Here is a 13032-nt window from a genome sequence, read left to right as displayed (position 1 = left end):
CCCATGGATATTTCAAAAAATGATGCAATGCCAGTTGTTCCGCGGGTTGAAGAATTTGATGGCCGTTCTGGATCCTTTCTGGAGCGGTTGGTTTTCAACCACCGGATCGCGTTGGTTGTGCTGTGCGCACTTACCACGGTTTTCCTCTTCATCCAGGCCTGGCAACTGGAGGTTAACGCCAGCTTCAAGAAAATGATGCCCATCTCCCATCCATTCATACAAAACTACGAGGCCAATGCAGAGGCCCTGCGTGGCCTGGGTAATGCGCTGAGGGTGGTGGTAGAGAACCCTAAAGGCGATATCTACGATCCTCACTACCTCGAAATGCTCAAAGAGATTAATGACAGGTTATTTCTGTTACCAGGCGTTGACCGGTCGTTCATGAAGTCGTTGTGGATGCCTGTCGTACGCTGGACTGAAATCACTGAGCAAGGATTCGATGGTGGTCCGGTCATGCCTGAAACATTCGACGGCAGCCCCGAAGCCCTCAACGCCTTGCGGGATAACGTTCATCGCGCCGGCATCATTGGCTCATTGGTCGCCAATGACCAGCATTCGAGTATGCTCTTTCTGCCGTTGCTTGAGCGTGACGGGGCGAGCGGAGTGGCGCTTGACTATCGATCACTGGGCGAGCAACTGGACGCCATCAAGCAGGAATACTCCGCCAAGGGCGTGAACATCCATGTGATTGGTTTCGCCAAGCTAGCGGGCGACTTGATCCATGGCTTGATCAAAGTCTTCAGTTACTTTGCCATCGCTGCCGGTTTGGTTTCACTCATAATCTACGCCTACACCCGCTGCGTCAGAAGCACACTATTGGTCATCGCCTGCTCGCTGGTGGCGGTGACTTGGCAGTTAGGCTTGATGCATCTGATGGGATATGTGCTCGATCCGTTCTCGGTATTGGTACCGTTTTTGATCTTCGCGATTGGTGTGTCCCATGGCGCGCAGAAAATGAACGGGATCATGCAGGATGTAGGGAAGGGGACCCACCGGTACGTTGCAGCCCGTTATACATTCCGTCGCCTGTTTATCGCTGGTTTGACTGCGTTGCTGGCCGATGCGGTGGGGTTTGCCGTGCTCGCCATCGTCGACATTCCTGCGATACGCGATTTGGCCTTCCAGGCCAGTATCGGAGTTGCAGTACTCATCTTCAGCAATCTATTGCTGTTACCTGTGCTTCTTTCCTATACCGGCGTCAGCCCCAGTGCTGCACAGCGGGCGTTGAGAATGAGCGCAGGCGAGCATCCGTTGCCGTTGTGGTTTGCCCAATTCACCGAGCCACGCAAAGCTAAACTCGTGTTACTGGTGACTCTGGCCGTGACGCTTGCAGGGTTGGTGGTGGCTCAGGGGTTGAAGATCGGTGACCTCGACCCAGGTGCCCCGGAGTTGCGGGCTGATTCTGAGTACAACCGAAGTAATGCCTACATCACCAGTGAGTTCGAATTGTCGAGCGATCAATTTGCAGTGATTGTCAAAACGCCTCCGGGTGGCCTGGTCAGCTTCGAAACGCTCCTTGAGATGGATCGATTGGAAGAACTACTGCGGGATGTGCCAGGGGTACAAACGACGTCATCGGCGGCCAGCGTAGGCCGGATGCTGACGTCGGCCGGTTACGAGGGATCACCGAAATGGATAACGATCAACCGCGACACGTTTGTGGTTTCTGACACGATAAACAATGTCTTCACTGCAGTGCCAGAGCTTATCAACGATACACGCACCGTAGCACCGATCATCGCGTTTCTTACCGACCACAAAGCCGAAACGCTGAGTCGCGTGGTCGCGACGGTGGAGGCTTTTGCCGAAACGCACAATGGTCCTGATCGTCAGTTCTTGCTCGCGGCCGGTAGTGCAGGCATAGAAGCGGCAACCAATAGCACCGTCGAGAAAGCCAATTATCAGATGCTTGCGCTCGTATACGCGGCCGTAATTGTACTGTGCTACATCACGTTCCGCAGTTGGCGAGCCGTGCTGGTAGCGGTCATTCCCCTGGCGGTGACATCGGTGTTGGCGGAAGCCTTGATGGTCATTCTCGGCATCGGCGTCAAAGTTGCCACCTTGCCGGTGATCGCGCTCGGTGTTGGGATCGGCATCGACTACTCACTCTACTTGTTGACGGTCTACCTGGCGCAGGCACGGTCGGGTAAGACAGTGCGCGATGCCTACCTTCAGGCACTGGTATTTACCGGGAAAGTGGTAGCGCTGATTGGTATCACGTTGGCAGCAGCGGTGTTCACCTGGCTGTGGTCGCCGATCAAGTTCCAAGCGGACATGGGTGTGCTCCTGGCCTTCATGTTCCTGTGGAACATGGTAGGTGCCTTGATCCTGGTGCCGAGCTTGGCCACCTTCTTGTTAAAACCCTCCAGTGAGGCCGTACCTCCAGTGGCGGTCGAGGCAAAAAAAAAGTCAGCACAGACCACGGCGGAGCCCATTTGATTGCGGGCGATGAGTGGCTGAGAACAATATTTTCGTAACCAGTGAGTGCCGGCAGCGGCGTATTAATGCGTCGGTGGTTCTCGGCTAAGGAGATCAAAAATGGCAGAAGCTCAAGAACTCCATCAATTTCGGCCTGATGATGCGAAATGGTTTCGCCAAGTGCTTGGCCAGTATCCAACGGGTGTGTGTGTGGTGACCGCCCAACAAGCAGGAGGCAAACCCACCGGCATGGCAGTTGGGTCGTTCACCTCCGTTTCGTTGAATCCGCCACTGGTAGCGTTCCTGCCGGATAAAAGCTCTAGCAGTTGGCCGCGCATTGAAGAGTCTGGAAAATTTTGCGTGAATATCCTCGCTGCGGAACAAGAACCGGTGTGCAGGCGGTTTGCGGCAAAAACCGAAGACAAGTTCGAGGGCCTGGAATACCGACTGTCAGCCAATGGCTCCCCGATCATCGAGCAATGCGTCGCCTGGATCGACTGCGATATCGACTGTGTGCACGAGGCGGGGGATCACTACATCGTCATTGGCAGGGTGAAGGAGTTGAAGATCGAGTCAGCGGGGCTGCCTCTGTTGTTCTTTCAAGGAGGCTATGGGCGTTTCTCGCCGCTTTCGATGGTGGCACCTGATCCACTCGGTACCATTGCCGGCCCTCTTCGGAGTATTGATCGCGCCCGGGCTGACATGGAACGACTGTGCGAGCGAATCAATGCTCGCTGTGTCGCAACGGTGCGAGTGGATGATGAGCTAATCATTGCTGCAAGTGCTGGCCGACCTCGGACAGGCGTGATTCCGACCTTGGTTGGTCAACGCTTGCCGTTTATGCCGCCAACGGGATCCATCTTCGCTGCTTGGAGCAGTGAGCCGGTCGTTACACAATGGCTGCGAGACACCGGTCATCCTGAGCGACTTGATGAATGCAGGGCCGCACTGGCGATCATCCGCGAGCGGGGATATTCGCTGGGCATGATCAGCGATGCGCAGCGGGCATTCACTTCGGCCTTGAACCAGCGAGCGCAGGACCCCGCCAACAATCAGGATGTTCGCACCTTGGTGCATGACTTGACCTACGATCCGCTGGAGTTTACCCCTGACGTGCACAAAGACGTCAGGCAGATTTCGGTGCCGGTGTTCGCCTCGAGTGGCCAGGTCGAGTACGTCCTTACTTTGTATGACTTCCCTGCGCCGGAGAGCGGCGTCGGCGTCACACCATACATCGACGAACTGCAGCACATCGCCAATTGCTTGAGTGAGGGGGCGAAACTCACGCGTTGAGCAGCTACCGGGCGCCGGTCGTGGCCACTTTCTGCAACAGAAGCAAGACGGTCGCCCTGATGGTTACATTGGGGTGACCTTACGCGTATAGTAATCGATTGACTCCATATCTCAGACGTGGACCCCTAGACCGATGATTCAAAAAAGCAACATAGCCCGACGCCGTAAAGCTGCCCAGGCAGAAGGGGGCATAGAATATAAGAATAAGCGCGATGAACTCATCCGGGTCGCGGCGGTATTGTTCAAGGAAAAAGGTTATCAAGCAACCACGCTCAACGAGATCGCCGCTGCCGCCGGCATGGATCGTGCGAGTATCTATTACTACGTCGACAACAAAGAAGAGTTTTTCCGTGAAGCAATCAAGGGCGTCCTTGATGCAAACACAACGGAGGCTGAGCGGCTTATGCGCATGCGCTCACTCAACCCCAAGGAAAAGCTCGAGCAACTGGTGACGTTGTTGATGCGTTCCTACGATGAAAACTACCCGTATATGTACCTCTACATTCAGGAGGAAATGCACGCAGTCGCCGAGCAGGAGTCGGTATGGGCGCAGGAAATGGTGCGCCAGACTCAGCGCTTCGAGAAAGTTGTCATTACATTATTCAAGAAGGGTATTGAGGACGGCCTATTCCGCAGCGATATTTCTCCTGGGTTGGCCGCCAATGCTCTGTTTGGTATGTTCAACTGGTCACATCGCTGGTACAAACCGGGTACTGGCAAGAGCGCTGAAGCAGTGGCGCAAGCTTTCTGCAAGATATTCTTCGACGGGTTCGAGCAGCGATGAGAGAAGGGGGCTCTGCTGGCAGCCCCCTGCAGGCAGGAGTCACCACTGGCTTTCGGCAACCGTCACCTCGATACCGTCCAATGCTGTACTCATGATGATTTGGCAGCTTAACCGGCTGTTGGCTTGTCGAGGAGCAGATGTACATTCCAGCATTTGGTTTTCGTTGTCAGACATGGGCGTCAATTTGCCAAGCCAGCTGCCCTCGACATACACATGACACGTTGCGCAACTGGCACTGCCACCACAGTCACCGACAATTTCATGCATGCCTTGTGATACGGCAATCTGCATCAAGCTGGTGCCAATCGGTACTTCCATTTCCTGCACGGAATTGTCCGGCAGAACAAACGTGGCTTTGGGCATCTCTTAACTCCGCTTTGTTATTGTTGTTACGGTTGGGTTGGTGTGAGGGAAGCAAGGTATCGGTTGACGAGATCTTTGAAGGGTACGGCGTCATCAGCCAGCTGTACGGGATCTACCGGTGTCTGCAGGGCAATCAATCGTTTGCTCAAGTTGAATTCCACTGCTCGGTTTACTGTATCCACAGCCAGAATGCGCTCATTCTGTAAATAAAAAGCGCAGAAGGACCTGTCCACCACCGAACCGCGAATAACCAGCTGGTCATAGCCAGCGGATAATCCAACCATCTTGAGGCTAAGATCATATTGATCCGACCAGAACCAAGGCGGCCCATCTGGACGGGGAATTTTGCCATTGAGCAGAGCAGCTATTTTTCGCGCTTGTTCCAGGGCATTCGGAACAGACTCTACTCGCACACTACGCTCATAAAGCGTACTGACGCTTCGGGCACAATCGCCGGCTGCGTAAATGCGTGCATCCGCAGTCTGCATAGTAGTGTTGACGACAATGCCATCCTGAACTTCCAACCCAGCAGTGGCGGCCAACTCGATATTGGGTTCGAGGCCGATACCAATGACCACCAGGTCTGCGGGCAGACGGGTGCCGTCCAGACAATGAATCGCTCGAATCGCCATGGAGGTTTCGTCTAGTTCAAAATGGGTGATTTGCTCGCTTGTGCGAATGTTCACGCCGTGCCCACGATGGACATCCTCGTAAAACTGCGAGAGCACTGGAGCCGTGACTCTGGCCAACACGCGCGGTGCGGACTCGAGTATTGTCACTTCCAATCCGGCTTTGATGGCGGTGGCAGCGACCTCCAAACCGATGTACCCACCACCTATGACTATCAATCGATGGCCTGGCATTAAAGCGCTTCGCAAGCGATCGGCATGTTCGGTTGTTCGAAGGTAATGCAGGTTAGCTATGCGTTGGTGATCGAGTCCCCCTAGCGTGCGAGGCTTTCCGCCCGTAGCGAGTACGAGGCGGTCGTAGGGTAAGCAGGTTCCGTCGGTCAGGCTGACGCTACGAGCGCAGCGATCGATTGCTGTTATCCTCACCCCCAGATGCAGGTGGATATCAGCGTTTTCGAAGGTGGCGAGCGTTCGCTGGCTGAGCGCGTCTCGCGAGGTCGTGCCGGCGAGGTAGCCTTTGGAGAGCGGTGGCCGATGATAGGGTAAGTCGTGTTCATCACCGATGAGAGTGATACCTCCCTGCCACCCCTCGCTGCGCGCAGCCAGTGCTGTTTCTACGCCGGCACACCCGGTACCGATCACCAGCAATTGTTCGATGGGACGCTCTGGGCTATTGCTTTCCATCGCGTCAACTCCGTTCCAATTGCGGCGAAACACCGCCCATCACGGACAGTCCGCCATCGATGTTCTGAGCTGTTCCGGTGGTGAAGTACGCTTCGTCGCTGGCCAGATAGACCACCAGGTAAGCCACGTCAATCGGCTTGCCCAAGCGCTTCAGTGGTTGGGCGGCCGCGACTGCATCCATCGCGGCCTGGTTTGGAAACGCCTCATCCACCATTGCAGTATGGATGACGCCCGGGTTGATCGAGTTGACCCGGATGTTAAAAGGCGCCAATTCGATGGCTGCGGCTCTGGAAAGTGCATCAACTGCACCCTTGCTGGCGGTGTAGGCAGTGAAGCGCCCGCAGGCGTTCACCGTAGCCAAAGAAGCAATGTTGACAATGGAGCCGATCCCGGCGTTTTTCATGTGAGGGATCACAGTCTGCATGCCGACGAACTGGCTCCAGGCATTCACGTCCATGATGCGCGACCACTGTTCGTAGGTAAGGATATCGTATGTGGCGGGTGCAAGAATTCCTGCGTTGTTGACCAAGACGTTGATGGGCCCATAGGCATCAACTGCTGCCTCCACGACTGCCAGCCAACTGGCTTTGGAGGCGACATCATGTTTCAACGCCAGCGCAGCTCCGGGGTATTCCCGGTTGATGTCGGCCACCACTGCGCTGACACTTTCGAAGTCGATGTCTGTGGCGATGACTTTGGCCCCGTACTGGGCCATCAGTCGTGCCTCGGCTGCACCTTGTCCTTTGCCGGCACCGGTAACCAAGGCAACTTTTCCTGCGAGTCTGCTCATTGCTGTCTTCCCTTGCTGTTTGGATTTATTGTTTTCAAGTTCAGTAGCGAAACCGAGCGGGAGTCAGGTTAGCGAACCCCGCGGTGAAACGTTGAGCGGCCAGCCAGATCCAAAGCCTGCAGTATCACAGTACGTGTGGCGCCAAGCTTTAGGGCATTACGCACATGTAGTCGTAAGCCAGGCAGGAATCGGTGTGAAGGCGTGGCGTCCACGGCCAGGGAGATCAGCTCCTTGGTGAGCGCACGTAGAGCGCCGGTTTTCCACGGTACCGCGCAGTAATTGAAAAAGGCTTCAAAACCTATCGGTGATAGCCGCAACAGACTATCGAGAAAACCTGGAAACTCTTTCTCCATCGACTTCCAATACGGATCATCACCCACATACTTAGCCAGTAGTCCCTGGCGTTCATCGTCCAGTGGGCAGGTCATACTGGAGTGTTGGGCGTCTTTGAGCATTTGCCCGATTCTGGGGCTTCCAACCAGCAGGGTATGGACGCCTAGGCCAGATACCAAAAGCAGCACTTCATGGACCTGCTCTGCCGTTGCCCCTGCTTCCAGAGCTTGGCTCGCATAGTGCTCCGTTGCGCCAAGGTCCAAAGTTGCCGGGGAAGCGTGCACCGCCAGATTGATCAGCGCGCATTCCAATGCCGAGAGTGGTTCCCCTTCAGCACTGCCGTCGAGCAGCTGGTTAACCTGCAGTTCAATTTCTTGAAACGAGAGAATATCGTCGACTGGCAACATGTGAGGTGTCCTGTCTGCAACGTAGTTGCGTAGATTTCAAGAAGATTGGGCGAGCAACTGTGGGGAGTGTGCGTCTGCGATCAGTGCACGTAGCGCACGCTTATCCACTTTGGTTGCCGACATGGGCCACTGCTCCGACGTCATGAAATACACTGCACGGGGAATTTTGAAGCTTGCGATGCGACCGTTACAGAAAGCGATCAGCTCCGCCGCTTGCAATTCGTGCCCAGCACGTAGCTCGACAAAGGCAATCGGGACTTCGTCCAGACGGTCATCAGGCGAGCCAACGACCTCAGCAAGTTTGACCGCTGGGTGCTCGCAGAGAAACGCCTCGATTTCGATGGCCGCGACGTTTTCGCCGCCAACTTTCAGCATGTCCTTCAGGCGTCCGCTGAAGACCAGGGAGCCGTCGACCGTGGCGCTATACAAGTCGCCGGTGTGAAGCCAGCCCTCCCTGTCCATAGCTTCCCGGGTTTTTGCTTCGTCGTTGTAGTAGCCTTCCATGACGCAGTAACCGCGCACCAAGATCTCACCGACCTCGCCCGGAGCGGCGACACCTCCGGTATCCAAGCTGGCAATCTTGACCTCGATACCCGGCACCGCCCGACCTTGAGTGGTTGCTTTGCTGAGCGGTGACTCGTCGACATTGCTGAGGGCAAAAATGCCAGCGGTTTCAGTCATGCCGCAAGCTTGAGCAACCTCTGCTTGCGGGAATAGCCGCTGAACGCGTTCAACCATGGGTTTGGGGCCAATCAGTACTACGCGTTCGATGCTCTTCAAATTTGCTGAATCGAAATCAGGGTGGTCGATCAAGGCCTGGACAATCGCGGGGAACCAAGGCCAGATCACCGTGGCATGGTGTTCGGCAAGCAGCTTCAGCGCACGCCCAGCTTCGAAGTAATGGTCGGTCAGGTATGTTCCGCCTGCGCCGATGCTGCCGACAAAGGGGGCGAGTGAGCCAATATGGAACAGAGGCCCTGCCCCCCAACTCACATCGTGTTCTGCCACCGCCAGGCGCGTGCTGGCTCGGTCGACCGGGCCGCGTGTCATCGCTTCGTGAGACAACATGCAACCCTTCGGGTGGGCGGTGGTGCCCGAGGTGTACATGATGATTGCAATGTCGCGCACGCGAACGCGGCGCCGAAGCTGTTCGATGTCCTCGGCGGAGACCTGTCCAGCGAGTACGTCGAATGCTGGGCGTCCTAGGAATCCACTACGGTCATCCCCACGGAGTAAAACCGTGTTGCGTAGCAGCGGAGCCTGGGTCAATGCGAGGCATGTTGGGTCCGTTTGTTGGGACAATTCAGGCAAGGCTGTGCGAAATACCGAGGTGAAATCGACATATTCCTCAGCATTGGCGGTCGTTAAAATTGCAACCAGGTTTGCGTTGGTGGTGATGTAGGCGAGTTCAGTTGCTTTGTGTCGGGCATTGAGCGGTACCGTCACGCAGCCCAAAAAAGCGATGGCAAACAGCGCTTCAATGAACTCCGGGCTGTTGGCAGCCATCAGCCCAACGTGCTCGCCAGGTTGTATGCCCAAGGCATGCAATCCTCGTGCGATGGTCACAGCACCCTGATACAGCTCGGCATAGGTATGGCAGGAATCGGTGAAAGCAACCGCCACCCGATCGGGATGCTGCTGGGCTCCGCGTACCAGCAAATCGCCAAGGGTCGTGACTTCACACCAATCAAAACGACTTGTCATGCAACCTCCTGCTCCGAATCGGCAAGTCCGCGTGGTGATTGCCGTTCTGTTTTTATTGATCTTGTCCTTAACAATGCCACTGCTCAAACAGGCGGTCAACATTGATGTTGATCTGCTCGCATTCGGGAGTTTTTGTCTGAGTGATCGCGTTGACACGTCTGTTGATTACTGCCTACTATCAACACTCACGTTGACAAAAAAGGTGATTGCAAATGGACCTTCAAGCTGAAAAACAAGAACAAATTCAGAAGCTTATTGACTCCGAGGCTATCCGTCGGCTGCTGTACGAATACGCTTTTCATCTGGACATGAACCATACCCAGCAGTTGGCTGACCTCTTCGTGGAGGACTGCACAGTGATCTATGGGCCGGACTTTGGTGCTGAAGGCAAAGAGGCCTACTGCAAGACCCTGGAGGGTGTAGGGACTTACTTCGTGGCAACCAGTCATCACGTTTCAAATACCGTCATCGACTTCGTAAGTCCCACCGAGGCCAAGCTGTGCTCGGTGCTTTATGCGTGGCACCGCTATACCCGCGAGCGTCCGGATGGCTACCTGTTCGGTCAATACCATGACGTGGTCGTGAAGGTGGACGGCCAATGGCGGTTCAAGCGACGGGAGCTGCGCACTACGGGCGTCCAGGATTTTCACGTCAAATCGACCCTGCCAATCGGTCGTGCATGATGGACCGGCCATCGATCCCAGCTTACCGCACCCTGCGCATCGAGCATGCGGGGCCCTTAACCTGGATCGTGCTGAATAGGCCGGACAAGGCCAACGCACTGTCCAACGAGTTGCTTGATGAGTTTTCCGATGCGCTGGAGCGCTTGAAAGACCAGGGTGGGCCGGTTTTGGCCATCCGCGGTGAAGGTGCAGGATTCTCTGCGGGCTACGACCTGGATCAGGTCGGTAAGCTGACTGCTATCAGTGATCCTATTGCTGATCGCGAGCGTCTGCAGCGCAATGTCAACCGCTACCTGGCGATCTGGGATCATCCCAAGCCCGTAATCGCTGCGGTACATGGCTATTGCATCGCGGGGGCAACGCAAATGTGCGTCTATGCCGACATTACCATTGTTGCCGATGACGCCCGTATCGGCGAGCCAGGACTACCAATCGGGGGCGGATATATCGCTCCGTTATGGGCACCGCTGGTTGGCCCAAAACGAGCGAAGGAGCTCGCCTTCGTGCCCGGTAATAGCATCGATGGACCAACTGCTGTCGAGTGGGGGTGGGCCAACCACAGCGTGCCAGCGGACCAGCTGATTGACGCAGTCAGCAGCCTGGCCGAGCGCATTGCTTTGATCCCCCCTCCAGTGCTTCGAATTAAAAAGCTTGCCATCAACCGCGCATGCGAGGGCAACGGTTTGCGGGCGGCGGCGGGTGAGGTGGCGCAGATGGACGCCTTGTTGCATCTGTCACAGCCGGTGATCGATCTGAAGCATTGGATTACCGAGGTCGGCATGAAGGAAGCCTTGCGTAAGTATCGAGTGCCTCGCACCACTCCGCTTGTCCCCAACCAACAAAAAGAAAAGGAGTAAGACCATGGCTGACGTGGAATACACAGTTGAAGGGCATATTGCCCATGTGCGCCTTAACCGGCCGAAATCACTTAATGCCATCAGTGCAGAAATGGATCGGATGTTGCTGGACGCGTGGACCGATATCAACAACAACCCGGAAATCTGGGTTGCAGTGCTCTCGGCCGAAGGGGAGAAGGCATTTTGCGCCGGTGGAGACATCGCTGCTGAGGCTGAGAACACGGGGCGGTTGGCATTGGGCGGTGGACTGACCGGTGTAGGGGGGCCTCTGCTCAAGCTCAAGAAACCTCTGGTTGCAGCAGTCCAGGGCTATGTGCTTGGCGGCGGCTTTGAGCTGGCTATGTGCGCCGACGTTATTGTCGCTGCAGACACTGCACAGTTTGGCATGCCGGAAACTAAAGCGGGCATTATCGGCGAGGCGGGCATCATGCACCGGGCGATTCGACAATTGCCCTACCGGATCGCAATGGGCATGATCCTGACTGGGGACCGGCTAACTGCAGCAAAAGCATTCGATTACGGCCTAGTTAACGAAGTCGTCGAAATGGATACGCTACTGGACTCGGCGATGACTTGGGCAAGTCGCATCGCCAGCGCGTCGCCACTGGCGAATCAGGCGGCTAAAGAGGCGGTACTACGCTGTTTGGCAGATCCACTGGAAGCAGCTTTGAGTACCCGATTTGAATTGATCGAGGCTTACGCCTTCAGCGAAGATCGAATGGAAGGGCGTCGGGCCTTTGGCGAGAAGCGCAAGCCGCAGTGGAGTGCTCGCTGACGATCTAGCTTGCTTGTATTAAGCAAAAGCCCCAGTCGCTGGGGCTTTTGCATTACAGGGCGGTCATGACTGCACTACCAGACCAACGGCAGCGACTCCACAGAACCAACAACTCCCCCGTGGTGTTTGATAATTGCTCCAGGCGCTACCTGAAAGTCAGGGATGCGTTTTAACCATTCCTGCAGCGTGATCACTACTTCCAAGCGTGCCAAGTGGGCGCCAGCACAGTGGTGGGCACCATGGCCGAAAGTAGTATGGGTTACGTTTTCCCGCTGGAAATTTACCGACATAGGGCAGGCATTTTCCCGTTCGTCTAAGCCACTCAACAGTTGCGGCAGCAGAACCATATCACCGGCTTTGAGCAGCACCCCGTCAACCTCAGTGTCGGTTTTTACCATACGTCCGTCGGCTACTAAGGAAAATCTACGTAACAGCTCTTCGGTGGCGGCGGGGACCCGGTCAGGGTGTGCTTGCAGTTCGGCACGATGAGCAGGGCTTCCCGCCAGAAACTGCATGACAAAGCTCAAGAAGTTCACCACGGTGTCCAATCCGGCCAACAGCAAAAGCCCACCAATCCGAGCAGCTTCTTCCCGATCCAGAGGGCGTCCATCAATACTGCCGTTGATGACTGTGGAGAGTGCGTCGGTACCTGGTTTTCCGCGACGTGCATCAATGATTGGCCGCAGATAGTCAAACAACCCCTCGCTGGCTTCGCGCATGCTCAAGGAGCCATCTGGACGGGTAATCTGATCAGCCAGGTGCTTCAGATAGGGGGCATCACGCTCAGGCAAATCGACCATCATCAGGAACACACGTACCGGAAACGGTTCGGCGTAATCATGAGTGAAGTTGCACGCGCCTTGGTCCTTGATGGCTTCGATCAGTTCGATCGAGAGTTCACGGATCCTCTCTTCCAATCCTTTTACCACCGCCGGGCCAACCGCTTTACTGATCAGGGCGCGGTAGGGGCGATGCTGTGGTGGATCCATGGACGTAGGTATGAATTCGTACTGTTCGCCGGCCTCCTTGGGAATGAAAGGGCATTCGCTGGAGAACCGCTGATGATCCATGAACATGTCGCGAATCAATTTTCCTCGTGTGGCTATCCAGTGCCCGCCGTTGTGGTCGGTCCACACAAGATCGGGCACACCCGGCTGATGTAGGCGGCTCCAAGCTACCTGCAGCCCATCCTCCAGTCCGGGGGGGTTGTACATGTCGAAATTTACGATACGGTTGAGCGGAACGTGTCCGGGGCGTGTACCGGTCGTACTTTGCGGTTGCTGGCTCATGGATGCCTCCTTGTTATTATCAT

The 13032-nt window shown here is 55.7% G+C and carries 12 protein-coding genes; 6 read left to right on the top strand and 6 right to left on the bottom strand.

Annotated features, from left to right (window positions below; all coding sequences use genetic code 11):
• Positions 1 to 3 precede the first annotated feature (3 nt).
• The 3 genes from DM807_RS19215 (at position 4) to DM807_RS19205 (ending at position 4495) form a co-directional block, all read left to right on the top strand.
• Positions 4 to 2439 (top strand): efflux RND transporter permease subunit, encoded by a 2436-nt coding sequence (locus DM807_RS19215; RefSeq protein ID WP_179027749.1) that lies wholly within the window; start codon positions 4 to 6, stop codon positions 2437 to 2439.
• 99 nt (positions 2440 to 2538) lie between these two features.
• Positions 2539 to 3711: a flavin reductase gene (locus DM807_RS19210; RefSeq protein WP_179027748.1), complete on the top strand. Its 1173-nt coding sequence runs from the start codon at positions 2539 to 2541 to the stop codon at positions 3709 to 3711.
• A 133-nt stretch (positions 3712 to 3844) separates the two neighbouring features.
• Positions 3845 to 4495, top strand: coding sequence for a TetR/AcrR family transcriptional regulator (locus tag DM807_RS19205; protein WP_159266426.1), 651 nt, complete (start codon positions 3845 to 3847; stop codon positions 4493 to 4495).
• A gap of 39 nt (positions 4496 to 4534) precedes the next feature.
• On the opposite strand, the gene DM807_RS19200 is transcribed toward DM807_RS19205, so the two are convergent.
• From DM807_RS19200 to DM807_RS19180, 5 genes are all read right to left on the bottom strand, one after another.
• The gene (locus DM807_RS19200; protein WP_179027747.1) at positions 4535 to 4858 is read right to left on the bottom strand and encodes a 2Fe-2S iron-sulfur cluster-binding protein; all 324 of its coding nucleotides are present in this window, start codon (positions 4856 to 4858) and stop codon (positions 4535 to 4537) included.
• Positions 4859 to 4884: 26 nt separating this feature from the next.
• The gene (locus DM807_RS19195) at positions 4885 to 6171 is read right to left on the bottom strand and encodes an NAD(P)/FAD-dependent oxidoreductase (protein ID WP_159266424.1); all 1287 of its coding nucleotides are present in this window, start codon (positions 6169 to 6171) and stop codon (positions 4885 to 4887) included.
• Between the two features lie 4 nt (positions 6172 to 6175).
• Complete coding sequence (locus tag DM807_RS19190; RefSeq protein ID WP_159266423.1) at positions 6176 to 6961, bottom strand: SDR family NAD(P)-dependent oxidoreductase; 786 nt, start codon at positions 6959 to 6961, stop codon at positions 6176 to 6178.
• Positions 6962 to 7029: 68 nt separating this feature from the next.
• Positions 7030 to 7701 (bottom strand): carboxymuconolactone decarboxylase family protein, encoded by a 672-nt coding sequence (locus tag DM807_RS19185; protein ID WP_179027746.1) that lies wholly within the window; start codon positions 7699 to 7701, stop codon positions 7030 to 7032.
• A 36-nt stretch (positions 7702 to 7737) separates the two neighbouring features.
• Positions 7738 to 9405, bottom strand: a complete 1668-nt coding sequence (locus DM807_RS19180) for a class I adenylate-forming enzyme family protein (RefSeq protein ID WP_159266421.1) — start codon at positions 9403 to 9405, stop codon at positions 7738 to 7740.
• 212 nt (positions 9406 to 9617) lie between these two features.
• On the opposite strand from DM807_RS19180, the gene DM807_RS19175 reads away from it, so the two are divergent.
• Genes DM807_RS19175 through DM807_RS19165 form a run of 3 tightly spaced genes read left to right on the top strand, consistent with a single transcriptional unit; the run spans position 9618 to position 11720 of the window.
• Positions 9618 to 10088: a nuclear transport factor 2 family protein gene (locus DM807_RS19175; protein ID WP_159266420.1), complete on the top strand. Its 471-nt coding sequence runs from the start codon at positions 9618 to 9620 to the stop codon at positions 10086 to 10088.
• Complete coding sequence (locus DM807_RS19170; protein WP_159266722.1) at positions 10088 to 10945, top strand: enoyl-CoA hydratase-related protein; 858 nt, start codon at positions 10088 to 10090, stop codon at positions 10943 to 10945. The genes DM807_RS19175 and DM807_RS19170 overlap by 1 nt, the downstream gene beginning before the upstream one ends.
• A gap of 4 nt (positions 10946 to 10949) precedes the next feature.
• Positions 10950 to 11720 (top strand): enoyl-CoA hydratase-related protein, encoded by a 771-nt coding sequence (locus tag DM807_RS19165; protein ID WP_179027745.1) that lies wholly within the window; start codon positions 10950 to 10952, stop codon positions 11718 to 11720.
• Between the two features lie 74 nt (positions 11721 to 11794).
• Here the strand turns inward: DM807_RS19165 and DM807_RS19160 are convergent, their stop codons facing one another.
• Positions 11795 to 13009 carry a cytochrome P450 gene (locus tag DM807_RS19160; protein ID WP_159266419.1) on the bottom strand — a complete coding sequence of 405 codons (1215 nt, stop codon included), beginning with the start codon at positions 13007 to 13009 and terminating at the stop codon, positions 11795 to 11797.
• Positions 13010 to 13032: the final 23 nt, after the last annotated feature.

Source organism: Pseudomonas hunanensis (genome assembly GCF_013393325.1).
Lineage (GTDB): Bacteria > Pseudomonadota > Gammaproteobacteria > Pseudomonadales > Pseudomonadaceae > Aquipseudomonas > Aquipseudomonas putida_P.
Note: the sequence above shows the minus strand (reverse complement) of the source record. Positions and strands in the feature narration are given on the sequence as shown.

What these genes read in the sequence shown, in the direction of transcription:
- DM807_RS19215 (WP_179027749.1), top strand. Translation starts at nt 4, where the DNA reads ATGGATATTTCAAAAAATGATGCAATGCCAGTTGTTCCGCGGGTTGAA.
- DM807_RS19210 (WP_179027748.1), top strand. Translation starts at nt 2,539, where the DNA reads ATGGCAGAAGCTCAAGAACTCCATCAATTTCGGCCTGATGATGCGAAA.
- DM807_RS19205 (WP_159266426.1), top strand. Translation starts at nt 3,845, where the DNA reads ATGATTCAAAAAAGCAACATAGCCCGACGCCGTAAAGCTGCCCAGGCA.
- DM807_RS19200 (WP_179027747.1), bottom strand. Translation starts at nt 4,858, where the DNA reads ATGCCCAAAGCCACGTTTGTTCTGCCGGACAATTCCGTGCAGGAAATG.
- DM807_RS19195 (WP_159266424.1), bottom strand. Translation starts at nt 6,171, where the DNA reads ATGGAAAGCAATAGCCCAGAGCGTCCCATCGAACAATTGCTGGTGATC.
- DM807_RS19190 (WP_159266423.1), bottom strand. Translation starts at nt 6,961, where the DNA reads ATGAGCAGACTCGCAGGAAAAGTTGCCTTGGTTACCGGTGCCGGCAAA.
- DM807_RS19185 (WP_179027746.1), bottom strand. Translation starts at nt 7,701, where the DNA reads ATGTTGCCAGTCGACGATATTCTCTCGTTTCAAGAAATTGAACTGCAG.
- DM807_RS19180 (WP_159266421.1), bottom strand. Translation starts at nt 9,405, where the DNA reads ATGACAAGTCGTTTTGATTGGTGTGAAGTCACGACCCTTGGCGATTTG.
- DM807_RS19175 (WP_159266420.1), top strand. Translation starts at nt 9,618, where the DNA reads ATGGACCTTCAAGCTGAAAAACAAGAACAAATTCAGAAGCTTATTGAC.
- DM807_RS19170 (WP_159266722.1), top strand. Translation starts at nt 10,088, where the DNA reads ATGGACCGGCCATCGATCCCAGCTTACCGCACCCTGCGCATCGAGCAT.
- DM807_RS19165 (WP_179027745.1), top strand. Translation starts at nt 10,950, where the DNA reads ATGGCTGACGTGGAATACACAGTTGAAGGGCATATTGCCCATGTGCGC.
- DM807_RS19160 (WP_159266419.1), bottom strand. Translation starts at nt 13,009, where the DNA reads ATGAGCCAGCAACCGCAAAGTACGACCGGTACACGCCCCGGACACGTT.